Source organism: Stappia sp. ICDLI1TA098, assembly GCF_054880955.1.
The window spans coordinates 1,750,087-1,769,414 of record NZ_JBTZBT010000001.1 but is presented as its reverse complement, the minus strand read 5'-3'; the positions used below and the strand labels follow the sequence as shown (position 1 = coordinate 1,769,414).

At 67.0% G+C, this 19,328-nt stretch carries 18 protein-coding genes; 5 read left to right on the top strand and 13 right to left on the bottom strand.

Translation table 11 applies throughout. The features are described from left to right. Positions 1 to 28: 28 nt before the first annotated feature. Positions 29 to 2,173, top strand: coding sequence for a penicillin-binding protein 1C (gene pbpC / locus ACSLUQ_RS08030; protein ID WP_461808197.1), 2,145 nt, complete (start codon positions 29 to 31; stop codon positions 2,171 to 2,173). 13 nt (positions 2,174 to 2,186) lie between these two features. Here pbpC and ACSLUQ_RS08025 read toward each other — a convergent pair whose 3' ends face one another. Continuing rightward, on the bottom strand, positions 2,187 to 3,077 hold the full coding sequence (locus ACSLUQ_RS08025) for an alpha/beta fold hydrolase (protein WP_461808196.1): 891 nt from the start codon (positions 3,075 to 3,077) through the stop codon (positions 2,187 to 2,189). A 222-nt stretch (positions 3,078 to 3,299) separates the two neighbouring features. On the opposite strand from ACSLUQ_RS08025, the gene dapA reads away from it, so the two are divergent. Together dapA and smpB are read left to right on the top strand one after the other, a co-directional pair. Next, positions 3,300 to 4,178 carry a 4-hydroxy-tetrahydrodipicolinate synthase gene (gene dapA / locus ACSLUQ_RS08020; RefSeq protein WP_417772783.1) on the top strand — a complete coding sequence of 293 codons (879 nt, stop codon included), beginning with the start codon at positions 3,300 to 3,302 and terminating at the stop codon, positions 4,176 to 4,178. A gap of 100 nt (positions 4,179 to 4,278) precedes the next feature. After that, positions 4,279 to 4,764 carry an SsrA-binding protein SmpB gene (gene smpB, locus ACSLUQ_RS08015; protein WP_417772784.1) on the top strand — a complete coding sequence of 162 codons (486 nt, stop codon included), beginning with the start codon at positions 4,279 to 4,281 and terminating at the stop codon, positions 4,762 to 4,764. A 526-nt stretch (positions 4,765 to 5,290) separates the two neighbouring features. Here the strand turns inward: smpB and ACSLUQ_RS08010 are convergent. The 11 genes from ACSLUQ_RS08010 to rpoZ form a co-directional block, all read right to left on the bottom strand. Next, positions 5,291 to 5,734: an acyl-CoA thioesterase gene (locus tag ACSLUQ_RS08010; RefSeq protein WP_461808195.1), complete on the bottom strand. Its 444-nt coding sequence runs from the start codon at positions 5,732 to 5,734 to the stop codon at positions 5,291 to 5,293. 26 nt (positions 5,735 to 5,760) lie between these two features. Next, positions 5,761 to 8,010 (bottom strand): DNA topoisomerase IV subunit A, encoded by a 2,250-nt coding sequence (gene parC, locus ACSLUQ_RS08005; protein ID WP_417772786.1) that lies wholly within the window; start codon positions 8,008 to 8,010, stop codon positions 5,761 to 5,763. Between the two features lie 91 nt (positions 8,011 to 8,101). Continuing rightward, positions 8,102 to 8,905: a DNA repair protein RecO gene (gene recO / locus ACSLUQ_RS08000; RefSeq protein WP_417772787.1), complete on the bottom strand. Its 804-nt coding sequence runs from the start codon at positions 8,903 to 8,905 to the stop codon at positions 8,102 to 8,104. Between the two features lie 147 nt (positions 8,906 to 9,052). Beyond that, positions 9,053 to 10,000: a GTPase Era gene (gene era / locus ACSLUQ_RS07995; protein ID WP_417772842.1), complete on the bottom strand. Its 948-nt coding sequence runs from the start codon at positions 9,998 to 10,000 to the stop codon at positions 9,053 to 9,055. A 26-nt stretch (positions 10,001 to 10,026) separates the two neighbouring features. Next, on the bottom strand, positions 10,027 to 10,749 hold the full coding sequence (gene rnc / locus ACSLUQ_RS07990) for a ribonuclease III (protein WP_461808194.1): 723 nt from the start codon (positions 10,747 to 10,749) through the stop codon (positions 10,027 to 10,029). A 16-nt stretch (positions 10,750 to 10,765) separates the two neighbouring features. Continuing rightward, complete coding sequence (gene lepB / locus ACSLUQ_RS07985) at positions 10,766 to 11,518, bottom strand: signal peptidase I (protein WP_417772789.1); 753 nt, start codon at positions 11,516 to 11,518, stop codon at positions 10,766 to 10,768. Between the two features lie 251 nt (positions 11,519 to 11,769). Beyond that, on the bottom strand, positions 11,770 to 12,207 hold the full coding sequence (gene acpS / locus ACSLUQ_RS07980) for a holo-ACP synthase (RefSeq protein WP_461808193.1): 438 nt from the start codon (positions 12,205 to 12,207) through the stop codon (positions 11,770 to 11,772). 3 nt (positions 12,208 to 12,210) lie between these two features. Continuing rightward, positions 12,211 to 12,972, bottom strand: coding sequence for a pyridoxine 5'-phosphate synthase (locus ACSLUQ_RS07975; RefSeq protein WP_417772791.1), 762 nt, complete (start codon positions 12,970 to 12,972; stop codon positions 12,211 to 12,213). A gap of 87 nt (positions 12,973 to 13,059) precedes the next feature. Further along, positions 13,060 to 13,662, bottom strand: a complete 603-nt coding sequence (locus tag ACSLUQ_RS07970) for a DUF2062 domain-containing protein (RefSeq protein ID WP_417772792.1) — start codon at positions 13,660 to 13,662, stop codon at positions 13,060 to 13,062. Between the two features lie 108 nt (positions 13,663 to 13,770). Further along, entirely contained in the window at positions 13,771 to 15,984 is a 2,214-nt protein-coding gene (locus ACSLUQ_RS07965) for a RelA/SpoT family protein (protein ID WP_417772793.1), read from the bottom strand. A gap of 122 nt (positions 15,985 to 16,106) precedes the next feature. Beyond that, positions 16,107 to 16,508 (bottom strand): DNA-directed RNA polymerase subunit omega, encoded by a 402-nt coding sequence (gene rpoZ / locus ACSLUQ_RS07960; protein WP_417772794.1) that lies wholly within the window; start codon positions 16,506 to 16,508, stop codon positions 16,107 to 16,109. A gap of 736 nt (positions 16,509 to 17,244) precedes the next feature. Here rpoZ and ACSLUQ_RS07955 point away from each other — a divergent pair. After that, the gene (locus tag ACSLUQ_RS07955; protein ID WP_417772795.1) at positions 17,245 to 17,841 is read left to right on the top strand and encodes a LabA-like NYN domain-containing protein; all 597 of its coding nucleotides are present in this window, start codon (positions 17,245 to 17,247) and stop codon (positions 17,839 to 17,841) included. Between the two features lie 14 nt (positions 17,842 to 17,855). Then, positions 17,856 to 18,521 carry a uracil-DNA glycosylase gene (locus ACSLUQ_RS07950; RefSeq protein WP_461808482.1) on the top strand — a complete coding sequence of 222 codons (666 nt, stop codon included), beginning with the start codon at positions 17,856 to 17,858 and terminating at the stop codon, positions 18,519 to 18,521. Positions 18,522 to 18,574: 53 nt separating this feature from the next. Here ACSLUQ_RS07950 and ACSLUQ_RS07945 read toward each other — a convergent pair whose 3' ends face one another. Beyond that, positions 18,575 to 19,324, bottom strand: a complete 750-nt coding sequence (locus ACSLUQ_RS07945; RefSeq protein WP_461808192.1) for an arginyltransferase — start codon at positions 19,322 to 19,324, stop codon at positions 18,575 to 18,577. Positions 19,325 to 19,328: the final 4 nt, after the last annotated feature.

The following is a 19,328-nucleotide window of genomic DNA, read 5'->3' as shown; positions in this document are numbered from 1 at the left end:
GCCGTGACGCGAGCGGACGGGCGGCGGAATGACGGACAGGAATGACGAGGGCAAGGCTGGGGGCGTCGGCGGGTTCGCGCGCGCGCGCCGCACCCGCTTTGCCCGGGTGACGCTGGCCGTCTTCGCCGTCTTTGTCCTCGCGCTCGGTGCGGGTGCCGGCGTTCTTGCCGTGTCTGTTGCCCGGGTTCCGGAGGACCTCGTCTCCGGCAAGGTGGCGGTGTCGCGGGCCGTGCTTGACCGCAAGGGCGTGCTCCTGCGCGCTTTCCAGACTCCGGACGACCGCTGGCGGCTTGCAGCCGGGCCGCAGGACGTCGATCCGCTCTACCTGCGCATGTTGCTTGCCTATGAGGACCGGCGCTTCCGCGACCATGCCGGCGTCGACCCGCGCGCCCTGCTGCGCGCCGCCTTGCAGATGGTCTCAAGCGGACGGATCGTGTCCGGTGCCTCGACGCTGACGATGCAGACGGCGCGCCTGCTGATGGAAGGTTCGACGCGCTCGGCTGTGGCCAAATGGCGGCAGATCGTGCTGGCGCTGGCGCTGGAGCGCCGGCTTTCCAAGGACGAGATCCTGACGCTCTATCTTACCCGCGCGCCCTTTGGCGGCAATGTCGAGGGCGTGCGCGCTGCAAGCCTCGCCTGGTTCGGCAAGGAGCCGAAGCGGCTGACGCCGGCGGAATGCGCGCTTCTCGTTGCGCTGCCGCAATCGCCGGAGGCGCGCCGGCCGGACCGCTTCGCCGGAAACGCCCGCGCCGCCCGCGACCGGGTGCTCGCCGCGATGACGTTGCGCGGCGTGCTGTCCGCCGAGGAGGCCGCCGCCGCCCGGCGCGAGCCGGTGCCGACGTTGCGCCGCGACGTTCCGCTTCTTGCCGCCCATGCCGCCCGCGAGGCCCTGGCGCGACTGCAAGGGGGGGCGAGCGAGGTCCGCCTGACGCTCGACGCGGGTCTCCAGTCGCGGCTCGAGGCGCTTGCCGCCTCCCGCGCCCGCAGGCTCGGCCGTCGCATTTCGCTCGCCATTCTCGTTGCCGACCACAAGACCGGCGAGGTCCTGGCCCATGTCGGCTCGGCCGGGCTGCTCGACGAAGAGCGCCGAGGCCATGTGGACATGACCCACGCGGTGCGCTCGCCCGGGTCGACCCTGAAGCCGCTGATCTACGGACTGGCCTTCGAGGAGGGGATCGCCCATCCCGACAGCTTCATCGAGGACCGGCCGATGACGCTTGCCGGCTACAGCCCGACCAACTTCGACCGCGCCTTCCAGGGAACGGTGCGGGTGGCCGACGCCCTTCAGGCCTCGCTCAATGTGCCGGCGGTGGAACTGCTCGATGCGGTCGGCACGGCGCGCTTCATTTCGCGGCTGAAGGCGGCGGGTGCCGATCCGCGCTTTCCGCCGGGCGAGGCGCCGGGCCTTGCGGCCGCCCTTGGCGGTTTCGGCATGACGCTCGACGAGCTGGTCGAGCTCTACGGCGGCTTTGCCCGTGGCGGACGCGCCATGGCGCTGAAGCGCTATGCCGACGATCCCGATCCCGCGCTGGCGACCCCGCCGAGGCGCTTTCTCTCCGAAACGGCGGCCTGGCGCATCGCCGACATCCTCTCCAGGGTGCCGCCGCCGGAGGCCGCGAACGGCGAGGGCGTCGCCTACAAGACCGGCACTTCCTACGGCTATCGCGACGCATGGGCTGTCGGCTTCGACGGGCGGCATGTGATCGGCGTCTGGGTCGGGCGCGCCGATGGGACGCCGGTGCCGGGGATCACCGGCTATCTGGCGGCCAGCCCCATTCTCTTCGACGCCTTCCAGCGCATTGGACCGGAGCGGGCGCGCCTGCCCGGGCCGCCGAAGGCGCTCGAGGGAGAGGACCGGGTGCCGGCCCCGCTGGTCCACGCGCGCACCCGCACGCCGCGCCGCGGCGGTGCGGAGGCGCTCGGGCCCGAGATTTTCTATCCGCCCGACGGCGCCATCGTGGAACTGGGCTCGCAGGCGACGGGATCCGCGCCTCTCGTCGTCAAGGCGCGGCGCGGGCGCGGCCCCTTCGTCTGGCTGGCGAACGGCAAGCCGGTGGCAAGCGGCCCCTTCGCGCGCTCGATCAGCATCGTGCCGGACGGGCCGGGCACGTCGACGATTGCGGTCATTGATGCGGACGGACGCGCCGCCCGCGTCACGCTCGACCTGCGCTAGGTCGTCGCCCGCCTCACGACAGCGGCGCGAGAAAGTCCGCGATGGCGTCGCGGCTCGCCGCATCCCACAACAGCGGGGCATGGCCTTCGTCGGGCACGGTGAGCGTGGCAAGTCCGGGATGCGTCGCCGCCATCTCCGCGACCGTCTCGCGCGCGAGAATGTCGGAAAGCGCGCCGCGTATCACCATCACGGGAAGTCCGGCGAGACCGGCGAACACTGGGCTGAGGTCCGGCGCGGTCGCCTCCTTGCGCGTGTCGTCGAGCGTGTGAGACAGCGCCGGGTCGTGGTCGAGCAGGGGGCCCGTGTCCGTTTCACGGTAGATCTGGTGGGCGAAACGCTCCCAGTCCGCGTCGTCCATCCGCGGGAACTGGGCCGCGAGACCGGCGCGGGCGTGCGCGGCCGCGGCCGCCCAGTCGCGCACGGCAGGCTCGCCTCCCATCGCGCGCGCGATGCGGGCAAGGCCCGCCGCCTCGATCCGCGCGCCGATGTCGTTGAGTACGAGGCCGGCGAGTGCCTCGCGCCGGCGCAGGCCGAGCAGCATGCCGTGGATGCCGCCGCGCGAGGTGCCGACAACGGCGAAGCGTGTCAGATCGAGTGTGGCGAGCCCCCGGTCGATGTCGTCGGCCTCCTGCTCGATGGAATAGCTGCGCCAGTCGGCCGCATGCTGGGATGCGCCACGCCCCCGATAGTCCATGGCAACGACCCGGTGTCCGCGCGCGGCAAGTGTTTCGGCAAGAGGCGCGAAGTCGCGGGCGTTGCGCGTCAGGCCGGCCAGGCAGAGCACGTCGACGCGCCGGTCTTCGCCGCGTGGCGCGTGGACGGTCGCGGCAAGCCGCAGGCCGTCGGCGGCGGTCCAGGTGTGCTGTGCGGCGGGCGCGGTGTGGTCGGGATGAGGGGTGTTCATGGCGTGCCTTGTCGTGGTGAAGGGGCAAGTCTAGCGGGCGTTTGGGCGCGCTTGAAGGGGGGATCGGGAGACGCGGGAGACCGCTCGCTTTAGCCTCTTTTGGTCATCCACGCCTCGCGCATCGCGGGGTGCAACGTCGTGTTGCGTCGGGCGCGAGCGCCGATTATGGTGCGCCACCCGGATGTTCGATCCGGTTCTGACCCACACTCCATGAGGACCACCATGTTCAAGGGATCGATCCCCGCACTCGTCACGCCGTTCCGCAACGGGACCGTTGATGAGAAAGCGTTCCAGGAGTTCGTGGAGTGGCAGATAAAAGAGGGCAGCCATGGTCTCGTCCCGGTCGGCACGACCGGTGAGAGCCCGACGCTGACCCACGACGAGCACAAGCGCGTCATCGACCTGTGCATCGAGGCCAACGCCGGCCGGCTGCCGGTGATGGCGGGCGCGGGCTCCAACAACACCGCCGAGGCCATCGACTTCTGCCGCCACGCCGAGACGGCGGGCGCGGATGCGCTGCTGGTGGTGACGCCCTATTACAACAAGCCGAACCAGGCCGGCCTGATCGCCCACTATCGCGCCATCGACGACGCGGTGGGGATTCCGATCTACATCTACAACATCCCCGGCCGGTCGGTGATCGACATGCTGCCCGAGACCATGGCGGAGCTGTTCCGCACCTCGCGCAACATCAAGGGCGTCAAGGACGCGACGGCGAACATGGCCCGCACCACCCGCACGCGGGTCGCCTGCGGTCCTGACTTCGTCCAGCTCTCGGGCGAGGACATCACGGCGCTCGGCTTCAACGCCCATGGCGGCACGGGCTGCATCTCCGTGACGGCGAATGTCGCGCCGGGCCTGTGTTCGCAGTTCCAGCAGGCGACGCTTTCGGGTGACTACGCCACGGCGCTCTCGATTCAGGACCGGCTCGCGCCGCTCCATGACGCGCTCTTCATCGAGCCGAATCCGACGGGCGCGAAATACGCCCTGTCGCTGCTCGGCAAGATGGAGAACGAGCTGCGCCTGCCGCTCGTCGAGGTCGCCGACACGACCAAAGTGGCCATCCGCGAGGCGATGACCCACGCCGGTCTCCTCAACTGACGTTGAATTCGGGCAGCCGACACCCCAACTGCGTGACGAGACACGGATAGAAAGCTGATGGCGGGAGGTCGCATCCTCCCGCCACGCACAAAGGCAGCACATGGCGCAGAAACGCCCTGGCGACGAGAATCGCAAGATCATCGCCGACAACCGCAAGGCACGGTTCAACTTCGAGATCGAGGACACGCTCGAGGCCGGCATCGCTCTGACCGGAACCGAGGTCAAGGCGCTGCGTCTCGGCAAGTCGATGATCGCGGAATCCTACGCCTCCTTCGAGGGCGGCGAGCTGTGGCTGATCAACTCCTATGTGCCGGAATATCTCCAGGCCAACCGCTTCAACCACGAGCCGCGCCGCCGGCGCAAGCTGCTCGTTCACAAGCGTGAAATGGCGCGTCTTTCGATCGCGGTGGCCAAGGACGGCAAAACCATCGTGCCGCTGAAACTCTATTTCAACGAGGACGGCCGGGCCAAGGTCGAGCTCGCCCTGGCGCGCGGCAAGAAGCTGCACGACAAGCGCGAGACCGAGCGCCAGCGGGACTGGAACCGCGAGAAGTCGCGGCTGATGAAGACCGCCGGCAACAACTGATCGACCGCCCGGCCACCGTCGGGCCGCGTCGAACGCCTTCTTGCCCCCCACCTTCTTCCCCCCCTGTGGACCTCCTGTGGGAAGCCTTGTGCAAACCCCTTGCGCGCGGCTGTGGACAATCTGTGCGCGGCCTGTTCATGGGGCGGTGCAAATGCTTGTGGGTTTCCTGTGTGAAATCCTGTGCTTTTCCTGTGCGGAAGCCTGTGCGGAAGGTGTTCGCCGGCTGTCGATATCGTGTGGACCGGCACCGCCTTTCTTCACCCACCACCGTCACCCCCGGCCTGACCCGGGGCCCACTCGAACCTTGAGCGCTTGTTGTTTGGGCTCAGGGGCGGCGGGACGTCCGGTGGCTACAGCGGTCGCTTGGCGTTTGTGGGCCGGTGGATTAGGCCCCGGGTCAAGCCCGGGGTGACGGCCGAGGGAGGGGCGACGGTCGCTTGTAGATCGGCGGTTGCCGGTGCGCCAAAGCGGCCTCAAGGTCTGCGGGAACATGAGAATGCCCGCACAAACCCCTGAAAGGACTCTCTCAATCGCCTGCGACGATGGAGGAGAGAAGGGCGCGCCGCGCGCCGACGATGGGGGTCGGGCGGCGGGTGCGGGCGTCGACCTGGACGTGAACGAAACGCCCCTGCGCGCAGGCGACGTCGCCGTCGTTGCGAAACAGCGCGATGTCATAGGTGACCGAGCTGCCGCCAAGGCGGGCGACGCGCACGCCGACGGCGACGCGGTCCGGGTAGACGATTTCGGAGAAGTAGCTGCAGCCGGTCTCGACGACGAGGAAGATCTCCTCCGAACGTCTGGGATCGAGGACATGCTCCTCGATGAGCCAGCCGTTCACCGCAGTGTCGAAGAAGCTCAGGTACTGGACGTTGTTGACATGGCCATAGGTGTCCACATCCATCCAGCGCGTCGGGATGTCCCTAAACAGGCGGAAATCCTTGCGCGTGAAGGCGGAGGGGCGCGTGGTCATCGTCCGTCGTCGTTCCGTGTGTCCGCTCAGCCCTGGCGGGGCGTGAAGGTGTTGGACCGGGGGAAACCGTTCGGGGGAAGGCGGCCGGCCTGGGCACGGTCGCCCTGCCAGTCAGCCAGTTCCTCGAGCTTGCGGGTGAAGCTGCGGCTGGAGGAATCGACCCATGTCAGCCCATCGGCGGCGGAGAACACCGCCACGTCCGACACGCCGCCGTCACGGTAGCGCTGAAGCCGTACGCCGCGCCCACGCGTCATCTCCGGGACCTGTGCCAGAGGGAAGACGAGAAGCTTGCGGTTGCGGCCTATGATGGCGACATGATCGCCCTGTGCCGGCACGCAGACGCGCGCCTCGACAGGCGCGGAGACGTTGAGCACCTGCTTGCCCTTGCGGGTGTTGGCGACAACGTCGTCCTCCTTGACCACAAAGCCGCGCGCTTCGTCGGAGACGACCAGAAGCTTGCGGCCGCCGCGATGGACGAAGACGTCGACCACGTCCTGGCCTTCCTCCATGTCGACCATCAGGCGGATCGGCTCGCCATGCCCGCGTCCGCCCGGCAGCTTGTCTGCGCCGAGCGTGAAGAACTTGCCGCCGGTCGAGAAGATCAGCAACTTGTCCGTGGTCTCGGCAAAGAGCGACAGTTTCAGCCGGTCGTCCTGCTTGAAGGACACGCTCGACAGGTCACTCTGGTGGCCTTTGAGCGCGCGAATCCAGCCCTTCTGCGAGACGATGACGGTGATCGGCTCCTTCTCGATCATCGCCTGGTGAATGTCGGTGAGGTCGAGATCGATGGCCTCGCCGAAGGTGGTGCGGCGCTTGCCAAGCGGCGTCTCCGGCCCGTAGGCCTTGGCCAGCTCGCCGATCTCCTTGCCGATCCGCGTCCACTGACGGCGGTCGGAGCCGAGCAGGGTGAGGATCTCGTCGCGCTCCTTCGACAGCTTGTCATGCTCCTTGCGGAGCTCGATTTCCTCAAGCTTGCGCAGGGACCGCAGGCGCATGTTGAGGATGGCTTCCGCCTGGACGTCGGTGAGGTCGAACGCCGCCCGCAGCGAGGCCTTGGCGTCGTCCTCCTCGCGGATGATGCGGATCACCTCGTCGATGTTGAGGAAGGCGATCATATAGCCGCCCAGCACCTCGAGCCGGTGCTCGATCTGTGCCAGCCGGTGCTGCGAACGGCGGACGAGCACCTCCTTGCGGTGATCGAGCCATTCGCGCATGACCTGCCGCAGGCCCATGACCATCGGCACGCGACCGCCCGACAGCACGTTCATGTTGAGCGAGAAGCGGTTCTCAAGGTCGGTCAGCTTGAACAGCGATTCCATCAGCAGAGCCGCGTCGACGTTCTTGCTGCGCGGCACCAGGACGACGCGCACGTCCTCCGCCGATTCGTCGCGCACGTCATCGAGCAGTGGCAGCTTGCGCGCTTGCAGGAGCTCGGCGATCTTCTCGATCAGCCGCGATTTCTGCACCTGATAGGGGATCTCGGTGATGACCACCTGCCAGGTGCCGCGACCGAGGTCCTCGGTCTCCCAGCGGGCCCGGATGCGGAAACCGCCGCGCCCGGTTTCATAAGCCTCCTTGAGGCCGGCGTCGTCGCGCACCATGACGCCGCCGGTCGGGAAGTCCGGCCCCTGGACGAACTGCAGCAGATCCGCCGTCGTCGCCTCGGGGTTTTCGATGAGATGGCGGGCGGCGTCGCAGAGCTCGCCGATGTTGTGCGGTGGGATCGAGGTCGCCATGCCAACCGCGATGCCGGCGGCGCCATTGGCAAGCAGGTTCGGGAAACCACCGGGCAGCACCACCGGTTCCTTGTCGAGCCCGTCGTAGGTCTCGCGGAAGTCGATGGCATCCTCGTCGAGACCGTCCAGCGTGCGCACCGCGACATCGGTGAGCCGCGCCTCGGTGTAACGCATGGCGGCCGCGCTATCGCCGTCGATGTTGCCGAAGTTGCCCTGGCCATCGATCATCGGATAGCGGACGGCGAAATCCTGGGCGAGACGCACCAATGCGTCATAGATCGCCTGGTCGCCATGCGGGTGGTACTTACCCATCACGTCACCGACGACGCGGGCGCATTTCTTGAAGCCGGCGCTCGGGTCGAGCTTCAGCAGGCGCATCGCGTAGAGCAGCCGTCGGTGCACCGGCTTCAGCCCGTCGCGCACGTCCGGAAGGGCGCGGTGGGTGATCGTCGACAGCGCATAGGAGAGGTAGCGCTCCTCAAGAGCGGTGCGCAGGTCGATCGGCTCGATGCCACCCGGCGGAATCAGTTCTTTTCCCATGGGTCTTGGCTACAGGCATTCGCCGAATCACGCAACGGAGCGCGCCCGTGGAAAGCGCGGAAATGTGCCGATTTCAGGCCGTCCGCGGCAATCAGGACGCAGTGCGGGAAAGGTGGGCGCGCGCAAGAGCCTCGATGAAGCCTTCGCGGGCCGGCGAGACCGGGACCTGGCGCGGCTCATGCACATGCCGGCGCAGGAAGTGGCCAGTCAGACGGAAGGCGTCGGCGAGCGCGGAAAACCCCGCTTGCGCCGCCTCCCGTGCCTCGATTCGCGCCGCGTTCGGGTCCGGGACCGGCTGGTTCGCGTGGACGTCGGCGTCGCGACGCAGAAAGGCGGGCAGGGGCAGCATGCGCTCCGCATAGGGCAGGCCGGCCTCGCGGCAGACCGCGCGCCCGGACTTCGGCGAGACGTAGACCAGATCGTCGCGTCGGCCTGTTGCGGCACACTCGGAAAGGTCGAGGCCGAAGCCCAGCTCGGCAAGCACCTGAAGCTCGAAATGCACCATCAGCACCCCGGCGATCTCCGGCTCGCCGAGATGGGCGAGGATCGCCTCCAGCCCCGCGTGGAGGCCGGGATGCGGATCGCGCTCGGGCAGGAAGTGGAGGAGGGCGGCGAGCGCCTGGATGCCGTAGACGCCCGTCGGCGTCGTCATCAGCTCCGCCGCGCGCAGGCGCAAGGGCTCGACGGCGAAAAGCCCGAGATGATTGTCGAGCCGCGCCCGCCAGACCAGGTTGACCTCATTGCCCGGCTGGAGCGCCGCCTGAAGCTTGCGGCTTCTGCCGCCGCGCACCAGACCCATGTGTCGCCCGCGCCCGCGCGTCATCACCTCGAGGATGAGGCTCGTCTCGCCGTGCCGGCGCGTCGCCAGGATGATGCCGTCTTCGCTCCATTCCATCGGGTCTGGTCTTTCATCGGGCGCACATCCCGCGCCACGCTCCAAGAGCTACCCGATGCGGGCGGGCAATGCCAATACCCCGCACGAGACACGCCTCGGGCGGCAGGTAGCCGCGACGGGGTGTTCCGCGATGCCGGATGGCGCGCCTTACCTCGGGAACTCCAGTCCCATCTCACGGTAGCGCTCGGGGTCGTCGGACCAGTTCTCGCGCACCTTGACGAAAAGGAAGAGGTGCACCGGACAGCCCGCGGCTTCGGCGATGTCGGCGCGCGCCGCCTGGGAGATCGCCTTGATGGTGCGTCCGCCCTTGCCGAGCACGATCATCTTCTGGCTGTCGCGTTCAACGTAGATCGTCTGCTCGATGCGCGCGGAGCCGTCCTTGCGCTGCTGCCACTGCTCGGTCTCGACCGTCGACATGTAGGGCAGTTCCTCGTGCAGGCGCAGGAACAGCTTCTCGCGGGTGATCTCGGCGGCCAGCATGCGCATCGGCAGGTCGGAGGCCTGGTCTTCCGGATAGAGCCAGGGACCTTCCGGCATCGCCTTTGCGAACTGCTCCATCAGGCGGTCGAGGCCGGAACCGGTCTGCGCCGAAACCATAAAGGTCTCGTCGAAGGGGACCATGGCATTGGCGGCCTCGGCCAGCGCCAGCAGCTTGTCGCGCTTGGTGACGTCGATCTTGTTGAGGATCAGGACGCGCGGCAGCTTCACGTCGGCGAGCGTCTTGAGGATGTTCTCAACCGCCTCGGTGATGCCGGTGCGCGCGTCGATCAGGAGCGCCACCACATCGGCGCCGCGCGCGCCGCCCCAGGCCGTGTCGACCATGGCGCGCTCGAGACGGCGTTTCGGGCGGAAGATGCCGGGCGTATCGACGAAGATGATCTGCGCCGCGTCGTGCATGGCGATGCCGCGCACCAGCGCGCGCGTCGTCTGCACCTTGTGGGTGACGATCGACACCTTGACGCCGACAAGCGCGTTGAGCAGCGTCGACTTGCCCGCGTTGGGGGCGCCGATCAGCGCGACGTAGCCGGCCCGCGTCGGGCCGTCGCCATGGCCCTTGGTTTCGCTCGGCAGGGCGGCCGCGTCCTCGTCGTCAATCCTGTCGTCGGATTCGGGGCGATCGGTCACGTCTTGTCTGTCTCCGTCAAAAGGCCTTCGCGCTTCAATACGGTCTCTGCCGCGCGCTGCTCGGCGATGCGTTTGGATCCGCCGCTGCCCGAAGCCACGTCCTCGCCGTCGATCTCCACCTTGACGGTGAAGAGCGGCGCGTGGTCGGGACCGCTGCGGTCGGTCATCGTGTAGCGCGGGGCGGGCTTGCCGCGTCCCTGCGCCCATTCCTGGAGCATGGTCTTGGGGTCTCGCAGCGGACCGGCATAGCTGGTCATCCGCCCGCCCCAATGACGCTCGATGAGAGTTTGCGCCGCCTCGAGCCCGCCGTCCAGATAGACGGCGGCGATCACCGCCTCGCACACGTCGGCGAGGATCGCCGTCTTGCGCTTGCCGCCGGTCTGCTCCTCGCTCTCGCCAAGCACGAGCGCCTCGCCGAGCGCCAGCTCGCGGGCGACGTCGGCGCAGGTCTCGCGGCGCACGAGCTGGTTCAGCCGGCGCGCCAGCTCGCCCTCGTCCGCCTTGGGAAAGGCGTGGTGCAGCATGGTGGCGATGGCGAGCCCGAGCACGCGGTCGCCCAGGAACTCAAGCCGCTGGTAGCTGGCGTCGGGCGCGTTGTTCTTGGCCGTGGCGCTGCCATGGGTGAGCGCGCGCGTCAGCAGCAAGGGGTCGTCAAAGCGGTGACGCAGCCGGTCCTGAAGTTCCGCCTGCGCCTTCTTCTGGCGAGTGTGCGAGGTCATGGTGCGCCGTCCCGGCTCACAGTGTCTTGAACAGGCGGTTCCAGCGCACCGTCCACGGCCATTCCCAGAACATCCAGGCCGAGGCGTCCTCGTCGACGGAGAAGAACAGCATCTCCGCCCGGCCGACGAAATTCTCGAACGGCACGTAGCCGACGGCCGAAAGAACGCGGCTGTCGGTGGAGTTGTCGCGGTTGTCGCCCATCATGAAGTAGTGGCCCGGCGGTACCTTGTAGACGCCGGTGTTGTCCCAGGTGCCGCGCGGCGTCAGGTCGAGCGTCTCGTAGCTGACGCCATTGGGCAGCGTTTCCCTGAAGCGCGGCACGCGGCGCACGGCGCCGAAGGTGTCGGTGGTGATGAAATCGTCGATGCGGGTGCGCTCGACGGGCGTGCCGTTGATGTTCAGCACACCGTCGATCATCTGGATCTCGTCGCCGGGAAGGCCGATCACGCGCTTGATGTAGTCGGTCGAATTGTCGGTCGGCAGCTTGAAGACGGCAACATCGCCGCGCGTGGGCTCCGTCGCCCAGACCCGCCCGTCAAAGGGCACGAGACCATAGGGGAAGGAATAGCGCGAATATCCGTAGCTGTACTTCGACACGAACAGGTAATCGCCGATCAGCAGCGTGTCCATCATCGACCCGGAGGGAATGTTGAACGGCTGAAACAGCAGGGTGCGCACAACGAGCGCGAGGAGCAGGGCCTGCACGAGCACCTTCACGGTCTCGTAGACGCCGCCTTCCTTGGCTTTCGAATTGTCGGACACGCTCATCTTTTCCTTCGCGAAGTCCCGGTCAGGCCAGGCAGTCAGGCCGGCGGCGCGCGCGCAAGGCACGCAGCCGGCAATCGGCCGCCGGTCATCCGGCGGAAGGACCCGGCCACAAGGCCGGCAGCCGGCGCGCCGAATGCTGGGCCCTGGGAGGCGGCCGACATCGTGCGCAGACAGACTTGGCTTTTAGCGGCAAGCCACTGGAGACGCAATGGCACAAGCCCCGGGAGCGGCGCGAAGCCGGGATGCGCCGTTCAGTCCGTTGCCGGATCGCCGCTCAGCGGCTCCGGCCAGTCGGTCGGCCAGGCGCTGATCACCACGAAGGCCTGCGCCAGCGGATCGTCGTCGGTGATCGTCAGGTCGATGCGCGCCGCGAACCCGGTCGGCACCATCGAGGCGAGGCGGCGCGCCGCCGAGCCCGTCAGCAGCATCGTCGGCTTGCCGGACGGCAGGTTCACCACCCCCATCTCGCGCCAGTTGACACCCATGCGAATGCCGGTTCCGAGCGCCTTGGAGCAGGCCTCCTTGGCGGCGAAGCGCTTGGCGTAGGAGGCCGCGCGCATCCGGCGACGGTCGGAGCGCGCCCGCTCCTCGGCGGTGAAGACGCGGTTGACGAAGCGCTCGCCGAAGCGCCCCAGGGTCTTTTCGATGCGGCGGATGTCGATGAGGTCGGATCCGATGCCGATGATCATGGGTCAGGCGGCTCCCGCACCGGTCCTGGCCTCGTCCATCAGCCGGCGCATCTCGTGGATCGCCGCCTCGAGCCCGATGAAGATTGCCTCGCCGATGAGGAAATGGCCGATGTTGAGCTCGGCGATCTCCGGGATCGTGGCGATCTCGCCGACCGTGTCAAAGGCGAGCCCGTGGCCGGCGTGGATCTCCAGCCCCATCTCGCGACCGAGCCGCGCGGCGCGGGCGATGCGGGCACGCTCCGCCGCCGCCTCGTCCAGGCGTGCGTCGTTGAAGAGATCGCAGTAGCGCCCGGTATGCAGTTCCACCACGGGCGCGCCGAGCCGGACGGCGGCCTCGAGCTGGCCCTCGTCGGCCTCGATGAAGAGCGAGACGCGGGCGCCGGCCTCGCCGAGCCGCGCCACGATCGGCCGCAGGTGCTCGATCTGGCCGCGCGCGTCGAGACCACCCTCGGTGGTGCGTTCCTCGCGCTTCTCGGGAACGATGCAGGCGGCGTGCGGGCGCGCCTTCAGTGCAATGGCGACCATTTCCGTCGTGGCCGCCATCTCGAAATTCAGCGGCAGGGCGATGTCCCGCGACAGGCGCTCGATGTCGCTGTCGATGATGTGCCGGCGGTCCTCGCGCAGATGCGCGGTGATGCCGTCAGCGCCGGCGCGCGCCGCCAGTTCCGCTGCGCGCACCGGATCGGGAACGCGCCCGCCACGCGCGTTGCGGACGGTTGCGACGTGGTCGATGTTGACGCCGAGACGCAGGCGCTGGCTCGTCATTCTTCTGGCTCCCGGGAAATGGCTGCCGCGCCGCGCGCCGGGCACGGGCGGATGATCTGCGGAAGGCCGAATATGCTGCCTTGCAGCCTAGCTGTCGAGATCCGAGCTCGATGCAGCCGCCGCCGCCAGGTCAGACTTGCGGCGCCCGGCCGCCAGCCGGTGGGCACGGGCGCGCTGATAGGTGCGCACGCTGTAGAAGACGACAAAGTAGAACAGGGTGCCGGCGATGAGCCCGAGCGGGACCGAGCCGATCAGCATCGGCTTGATCAGCGGCAGGATCACGTCGATCGATTTCTCCAGCACGCCACCGCCAAGATGTCGGTTCATGTCGCCGGTCGACAGCGTCTTCGCCTCACCATAGGCGACCCAGGTGCCGACCTTGTAGGTCGTGGCCCAGATCAGCGGGAAGGTGAGGGGATTGCCGACGGCCGTGCCAAGCGCGGCGGCGAGCATGTTGCCGCCGATGATGTAGGCGATGACGAAGCTCAGGATGAAATGCAGGCCGATGAAGGGCGTGAACGAGGCAAATGCGCCGGCGGCGAAACCGAGCGCGATGGCATGGGGGCTCGCCGTCAGCCGAAGCACGCGCTTGGAGAAATAGCGCGCCGAGCGCATGAAGCTGTGCCGGGGCCACACGGCGACACGCAGGCGTTCAAGATGGCTCGGTTTGTTGCGGCGTTTGAAGAGCATCGTGCCTTGATTCGTTCTCTGGGGCCGGTGCTGCCAGCCGATGCGGGCAGGCGTGCCTGCCACTCGTTGCGTCTCGCGGGACCCCCGCCGCGGATGGCGGGGTGCCGATCAACCGATCACCCGCGTCACCCCCGCGACATTGGACTTTGCCCTGAGCTGATTCATGATCCGCGTCAGGTGCTTCAGGTCCCATACCTCAAGATCGATGAGCATTTCATGAAAATCGCTGGCATGGCGGATCAGTTTCAGGTTGTCGATGTTGCCGTCGAGATCGGCAATCGCGCCGGCAATGGTCGCAAGCGACCCGGGTTCGTTCAGGGCGGAGACGTTGATGCGCGCGGGAAAACGGTCATGCCGGTCTCCGGCCATGTCCCAGCGCACGTCGAGCCAGCGGTCGGTTTCGTCCTCGAACGCCTGCAACGCCGTTGCCTGTATCGGGTATATGGTGACGCCAACGCCCGGTGTCAGGATGCCGACGATGCGATCTCCGGGAACCGCGCCGCCCTCGGGCGCGAAGGAGACCGGAAGATCCCCGGCCAGGCCGCGGATCGGCAGGGCCTGGCGGCCGCCGTCGCTCTCGTCTGAATCGGGCACGCGGAACTTCATGCCGCTACCGGATTCAAGGTCGAACCAGCCGGGCTCGGACCCCACCTGCGACGGCGTGACGCGGTCGTCGCGGTAGTCGGGATAGATCGCGGAGACCACCTCGTGGGCGCGCATCTCGCCACGCCCGACGGCGGCAAGCATGTCGCTTGCGTGGGTGAAACCGAGCGGTCCCAGCGCCCCGGCGATGAGTTCGTCGGTGAGCGTGTGGCCGGCGCGCAGGAAGGCGCGCTCCAGGATGTGACGGCCGAGAGCGCCATACTGCTGGCGCGCCGACTCGCGCGTCGCCCGGCGGATCGCGGCGCGCGCCTTGCCGGTGACGGCGATCGTCTCCCAGGCCGGCGGCGGCGTCTGCGCCTGGCTGCGCACGATCTCCACCTCGTCGCCATTCCTCAGCTCGGTGACCAGCGGCATGATCTGGCCGTTGATCTTGGCGCCGACGCAGGTGTTGCCGATGTCGGTGTGGACCGCATAGGCGAAATCGATGGGCGTGGCTCCGCGCGGCAGCGCGATCAGCCGGCCCTTGGGCGTGAAGCAGAACACCTGATCGTGGAACAGCTCCAGCTTGGTGTTCTCCAGGAACTCCTCCGGCGTGTCGCCCTGCGACAGCAGCTGGATGGTCCGGCGCAGCCAGTCGTAGGCGCGGCTTTCCTCGTTGTGCTTGGCGATGTTGCGGCCGCCGAACTCTCCGTCCTTGTAGAGCGCATGCGCGGCGATGCCGTATTCCGCCACCCGGTCCATGGCCGTCGTGCGGATCTGCAGTTCGACGCGCTGGCGGCTGGGACCGACGACCGTGGTGTGGATGGAGCGGTAGTCGTTCTGCTTCGGCGTCGACAGATAGTCCTTGAAGCGACCGGGAACCGCCGGCCAGCTCGTGTGCACGACGCCAAGCACCCGGTAGCAGGCCTCGACGGTGCCGACGACGACGCGGAAGCCGTAGATGTCGGACAGCTGCTCGAAGGCAACAGATTTCATCTGCATCTTGCGGAAGATCGAATAGGGGCGCTTCTCCCGCCCCTTGACCACGGCGGAGATGCCGCGCTCCTCAAGTCGCGTGACAAGATCGCGCTCGATGTCGCTGATGAGACTCTTGTTCTTCTCCTCCAGCGCCGAAAGCCGATCGACGATTGTCGAATAGGCTTCGGGGTAGAGCGTGCGGAAGGAAATGTCCTCCAGCTCCTCGCGCATGTCGTGCATGCCCATGCGCCCGGCCAGCGGCGCATAGATCTCCATCGTCTCCTCGGCGATGCGCCCGCGCTTGTGCTCCGGCATGTGATGGAGCGTGCGCATGTTGTGCAGCCGGTCGGCGAGCTTGACCAGAAGCACGCGCACGTCGTCGGCGATGGCCAGCAGCAGCTTGCGGAAATTCTCGGCTTGCTTGGCGCGCTTGGAAACGAGGTCGAGGCGCTTGATCTTGGTCAGCCCGTCGACGAGCTTGCCAATCTCCGGGCCGAACAGCCGGTCGATCTCGTCGCGCGTCGCGGTCGTGTCCTCGATGGTGTCGTGGAGCAGGGCGACGGCAATGGTCGCCTCGTCGAGCCTGAGGTCGGTCAGGATCGCGGCAACTTCCAGGGGATGCGAAAAGAAGGGGTCGCCGGACGCGCGAACCTGGCTGCCGTGCTTCTGCATGGCATAGACGTAGGCCTTGTTGAGCAAGGCCTCATCCGCGTTCGGATTGTACCGCTGGACCCGTTCGACGAGTTCGTATTGCCGCATCATCGCGGTGGCGCCTCACCCTGCGACACGGCCGGCAGAGGCTTGCCCGGCGGACCGGCGCGGCTGCGCCATCCACGAAGGTCGCCAGCCGGCCGGGCACGTTTTCAGATGCCGGATCGGGACGCTCAGATGTCGTCCTTGCGCTCCGGCGGAACGAGGCCTTCCAGGCCGCGCAGAAGATCTTCTTCCGACATGCGGTCGAACTCGACCGAGGAATCGTCGACCGAGTTCACCTCGGTTCCGCCGCGCTGAGACGCGTTCGGCACCATCGGAACGGCGTCGGCCTCGGGCTCGTCGACCTCCACGTACTTCTGGAGCGAGTGGATGAGGTCTTCCTTGAGGTCTTCGGGGCTGACGGTCTCGTCAGCGACCTCGCGCAGGGCAACGACGGGGTTCTTGTCGTTGTCGCGATCGATGGTCAGCGGCGAACCGTTGGAAATCATCCGCGCCCGATGGCTCGCAAGCAGCACCAGTTCGAAGCGGTTATCGACCTTGTCGATGCAGTCCTCGACCGTCACGCGCGCCATTGGCAGTCTCCATGTCCTAGTGATCTCGGCAAGCGGCGATATGTACTGTGTCGCACCGCGGAAGGCAACCCTGCCGCACCGCCGGACGTCAAGGTTTTTCGCCCGCAGCCTGCTCCGCGCGGCGGGCGCGGTCACGAGGCCTCCCGAGGCGGCTTTTCTGCTCCTTGGCACATGAGAACCGACCAGGCGCGAAGGGGAGGGTGATGGTCGCCCGGCGCGGGGAGTTTCCGTCGCCGGCGAATATCCGTGACGACCCGTAGGATTCATGGCCTTCGCCGTCATTGTTAAATCAATCACAGGTATCGGCGCAGCAAGTTCCCTACAAATATTGACTTTTTTTAGTGGAATTATCAACGCTTCGTTTACACTGTTTTCAGTGGTTACCGCATTGAACTTAACTGAAGTTCTGGGCCATGCTTGTGTTTTAGCCGGGCTCTTTCCCCATTCGCGGTCAAGTTGTGTTGCCGTCGCGACCCTGAATGGTGTAGGGGGACCCGATATCCGCATTTCCACTTGGAAACGTGGAACAACAAAAAAGAAGACGGCCCAGAAGAGGCCGTGTTCAGGGTACGTGTGGCCGGACAGTCGTTCGGGATGGCAGGTTTTCCACGTCGGATGCGAAGGCACTGGTGCGCGCTTTAAAAGCACGCGCGAACAGACTTTAGTCATGATTTGCTGGAGACTTCCCAGCGACGGATTCTGGAAGCCGACGTTACAGTGAAAGGTTTTGTACGTTATGTTCGACCCCCGCGAGAAGGTAGCGTTGTTCATTGACGGTGCGAATTTGTATTCGACCGCAAGATCTATCGGTTTCGATATTGACTACAAGATGCTGTTGCAGGAATTCCAGAAGACAGGCTACCTGCTGCGCGCTTATTACTATACTGCCCTGATCGAGGATCAGGAGTATTCATCTATTCGTCCGCTGATCGACTGGCTTGACTATAATGGCTACAAGGTCGTTACCAAGCCGGTGAAGGAGTTCGTCGACTCCAGCGGCCGCCGCAAGATCAAGGGCAACATGGACATCGAGCTTGCCGTCGATGCCATGGAGATCGTCGAGCATGTCGATCACATTGTATTGTTCTCCGGCGACGGCGATTTCCGCTCGCTCGTCGAGGCGCTGCAGCGCAAGGGGCGCAAGGTGACGGTGGTCTCCACCCTGCAGACCCAGCCGCCGATGATCGCCGACGACCTGCGGCGCCAGGCCGACCACTTCGTCGACCTCGCGACGCTGGCCAAGAAAGTCGGCCGCGACCCCGCTGAGCGTCCCGCACGCCCGGTTGAGCGCGTGCGTCGCGCGGAGACCGAAGAGGACGACGACGACTATTGAGCGCGCCCTCCAGCATGTCCGCAGGCGCGCATCCGGCCGAGCCGGGGCGCGACTGTCCGCTCTGTCCACGCCTGGTCGCGTTTCGCGAGTTGCACCGCGAGCGCGAGCCGGGCTGGCACAACGCACCCGTGCCGACCTTCCAGGCTCGCTCGCCCCGGCTGCTGATCGTCGGGCTGGCGCCGGGCCTGCGCGGGGCGAACCGCAGCGGGCGTCCCTTCACGGGCGATTTCGCCGGCGATCTGCTCTACGAGACGCTGCTGGATTTCGGCTTCGCGACGGGGCGCTACGAGGCGCGGCCCGATGACGGGCTGAGCCTGGTCGACGCGGCGATCACCAACGCCGTGCGCTGCGTTCCTCCCGAGAACAAGCCGGTCGGCGCGGAAATCCGCGCCTGCCTGCCGTTTCTCACGGCGACCATCGAGGGCTATCAGGGGCTGGTGACGCTCGTCGCCCTCGGGCGCATCGCCCATGACGCGACGCTCTCGGCCCTCGGCCTGCGCCGTGCCGCCTATCCCTTCGGCCACAACGCGCGCCATGATCTGCCGAACGGCCTCGTGCTGTTCGACAGCTATCACTGCTCCCGCTACAACACGAACACCGGCCGGCTGACGCGGGAAATGTTCCGCAATGTCTTCACCGATGTGCGCGCAACCGTCGACGCGGCTCCGGCGCGCGCCTGATCTGCCTGCCCTGCCTGAACGGCCGATCCTGCCTTGCTCCGACAGGGCCGGTGTCAGTCGTCGGCGGGGGCCCAGCCGTCGGGGCCCAGGTGGTCCTGCGGCTGGAAGCGGGCCTTGTAGTCCATCTTCGGCGAGCCATTGACCCAATAGCCGAGATAGACGTAGGGAAGCCCCAGCGCCCGCGCCCGCTCGATATGATCGAGGATGAGGTGCGACCCGAGGCTGCGCTCGGTCACCTCCGGATCGAAGAACGAATAGACCATCGACAGGCCGTCGCCGAGCACATCCGTCAGCGCCACGGCGAGCAGCGGGCCGTCGCCCCGCCCCGTGAGGAACGTATCCGGGCCGCGGCGGCGGTATTCGATCAGCTTCGTCTCAACATGGGTGTCCTCGATCATCATCGCGTAGTCGAGGACGCTCATGTCGGACATGCCGCCATGGGCGTGGCGTGCGTCGAGATAGCGGCGGAAGAGGCTGTACTGCTCGGAGGAGGGGGCCGGATCGAGCTCGGTCCCGACGACATCGGCGTTGCGTTTCCACACCCGGCGGAACGAGCGTGTCCAGTCGAAGTCGTCGACGCGGATGCGGATCGAGATGCAGGCTTGGCAATTCTCGCAGGCCGGACGATAGGCGATGTTCTGGCTGCGCCGGAAACCGCCCTGCGTCAGCACGTCGTTGAGCGGCTTTGCCCTCGATCCCACCAGGTGGGTGAACACCTTCCGTTCCTGCTGGTCTGGCAGGTAGGGACAGGGCGAGGGGGCCGTCAGGTAGAATTGCGGTGTATCTGTCGGGTGCCGCGTCACCGCT

Excerpts from the sequence above, each read along its gene's own strand:
- pbpC (WP_461808197.1), top strand. The coding sequence starts at position 29 with ATGACGGACAGGAATGACGAGGGCAAGGCTGGGGGCGTCGGCGGGTTC.
- ACSLUQ_RS08025 (WP_461808196.1), bottom strand. The coding sequence starts at position 3,077 with ATGAACACCCCTCATCCCGACCACACCGCGCCCGCCGCACAGCACACC.
- dapA (WP_417772783.1), top strand. The coding sequence starts at position 3,300 with ATGTTCAAGGGATCGATCCCCGCACTCGTCACGCCGTTCCGCAACGGG.
- smpB (WP_417772784.1), top strand. The coding sequence starts at position 4,279 with ATGGCGCAGAAACGCCCTGGCGACGAGAATCGCAAGATCATCGCCGAC.
- ACSLUQ_RS08010 (WP_461808195.1), bottom strand. The coding sequence starts at position 5,734 with ATGACCACGCGCCCCTCCGCCTTCACGCGCAAGGATTTCCGCCTGTTT.
- parC (WP_417772786.1), bottom strand. The coding sequence starts at position 8,010 with ATGGGAAAAGAACTGATTCCGCCGGGTGGCATCGAGCCGATCGACCTG.
- recO (WP_417772787.1), bottom strand. The coding sequence starts at position 8,905 with ATGGAATGGAGCGAAGACGGCATCATCCTGGCGACGCGCCGGCACGGC.
- rnc (WP_461808194.1), bottom strand. The coding sequence starts at position 10,749 with ATGACCTCGCACACTCGCCAGAAGAAGGCGCAGGCGGAACTTCAGGAC.
- lepB (WP_417772789.1), bottom strand. The coding sequence starts at position 11,518 with ATGAGCGTGTCCGACAATTCGAAAGCCAAGGAAGGCGGCGTCTACGAG.
- acpS (WP_461808193.1), bottom strand. The coding sequence starts at position 12,207 with ATGATCATCGGCATCGGATCCGACCTCATCGACATCCGCCGCATCGAA.
- ACSLUQ_RS07975 (WP_417772791.1), bottom strand. The coding sequence starts at position 12,972 with ATGACGAGCCAGCGCCTGCGTCTCGGCGTCAACATCGACCACGTCGCA.
- ACSLUQ_RS07970 (WP_417772792.1), bottom strand. The coding sequence starts at position 13,662 with ATGCTCTTCAAACGCCGCAACAAACCGAGCCATCTTGAACGCCTGCGT.
- ACSLUQ_RS07965 (WP_417772793.1), bottom strand. The coding sequence starts at position 15,984 with ATGATGCGGCAATACGAACTCGTCGAACGGGTCCAGCGGTACAATCCG.
- rpoZ (WP_417772794.1), bottom strand. The coding sequence starts at position 16,508 with ATGGCGCGCGTGACGGTCGAGGACTGCATCGACAAGGTCGATAACCGC.
- ACSLUQ_RS07955 (WP_417772795.1), top strand. The coding sequence starts at position 17,245 with ATGTTCGACCCCCGCGAGAAGGTAGCGTTGTTCATTGACGGTGCGAAT.
- ACSLUQ_RS07950 (WP_461808482.1), top strand. The coding sequence starts at position 17,856 with ATGTCCGCAGGCGCGCATCCGGCCGAGCCGGGGCGCGACTGTCCGCTC.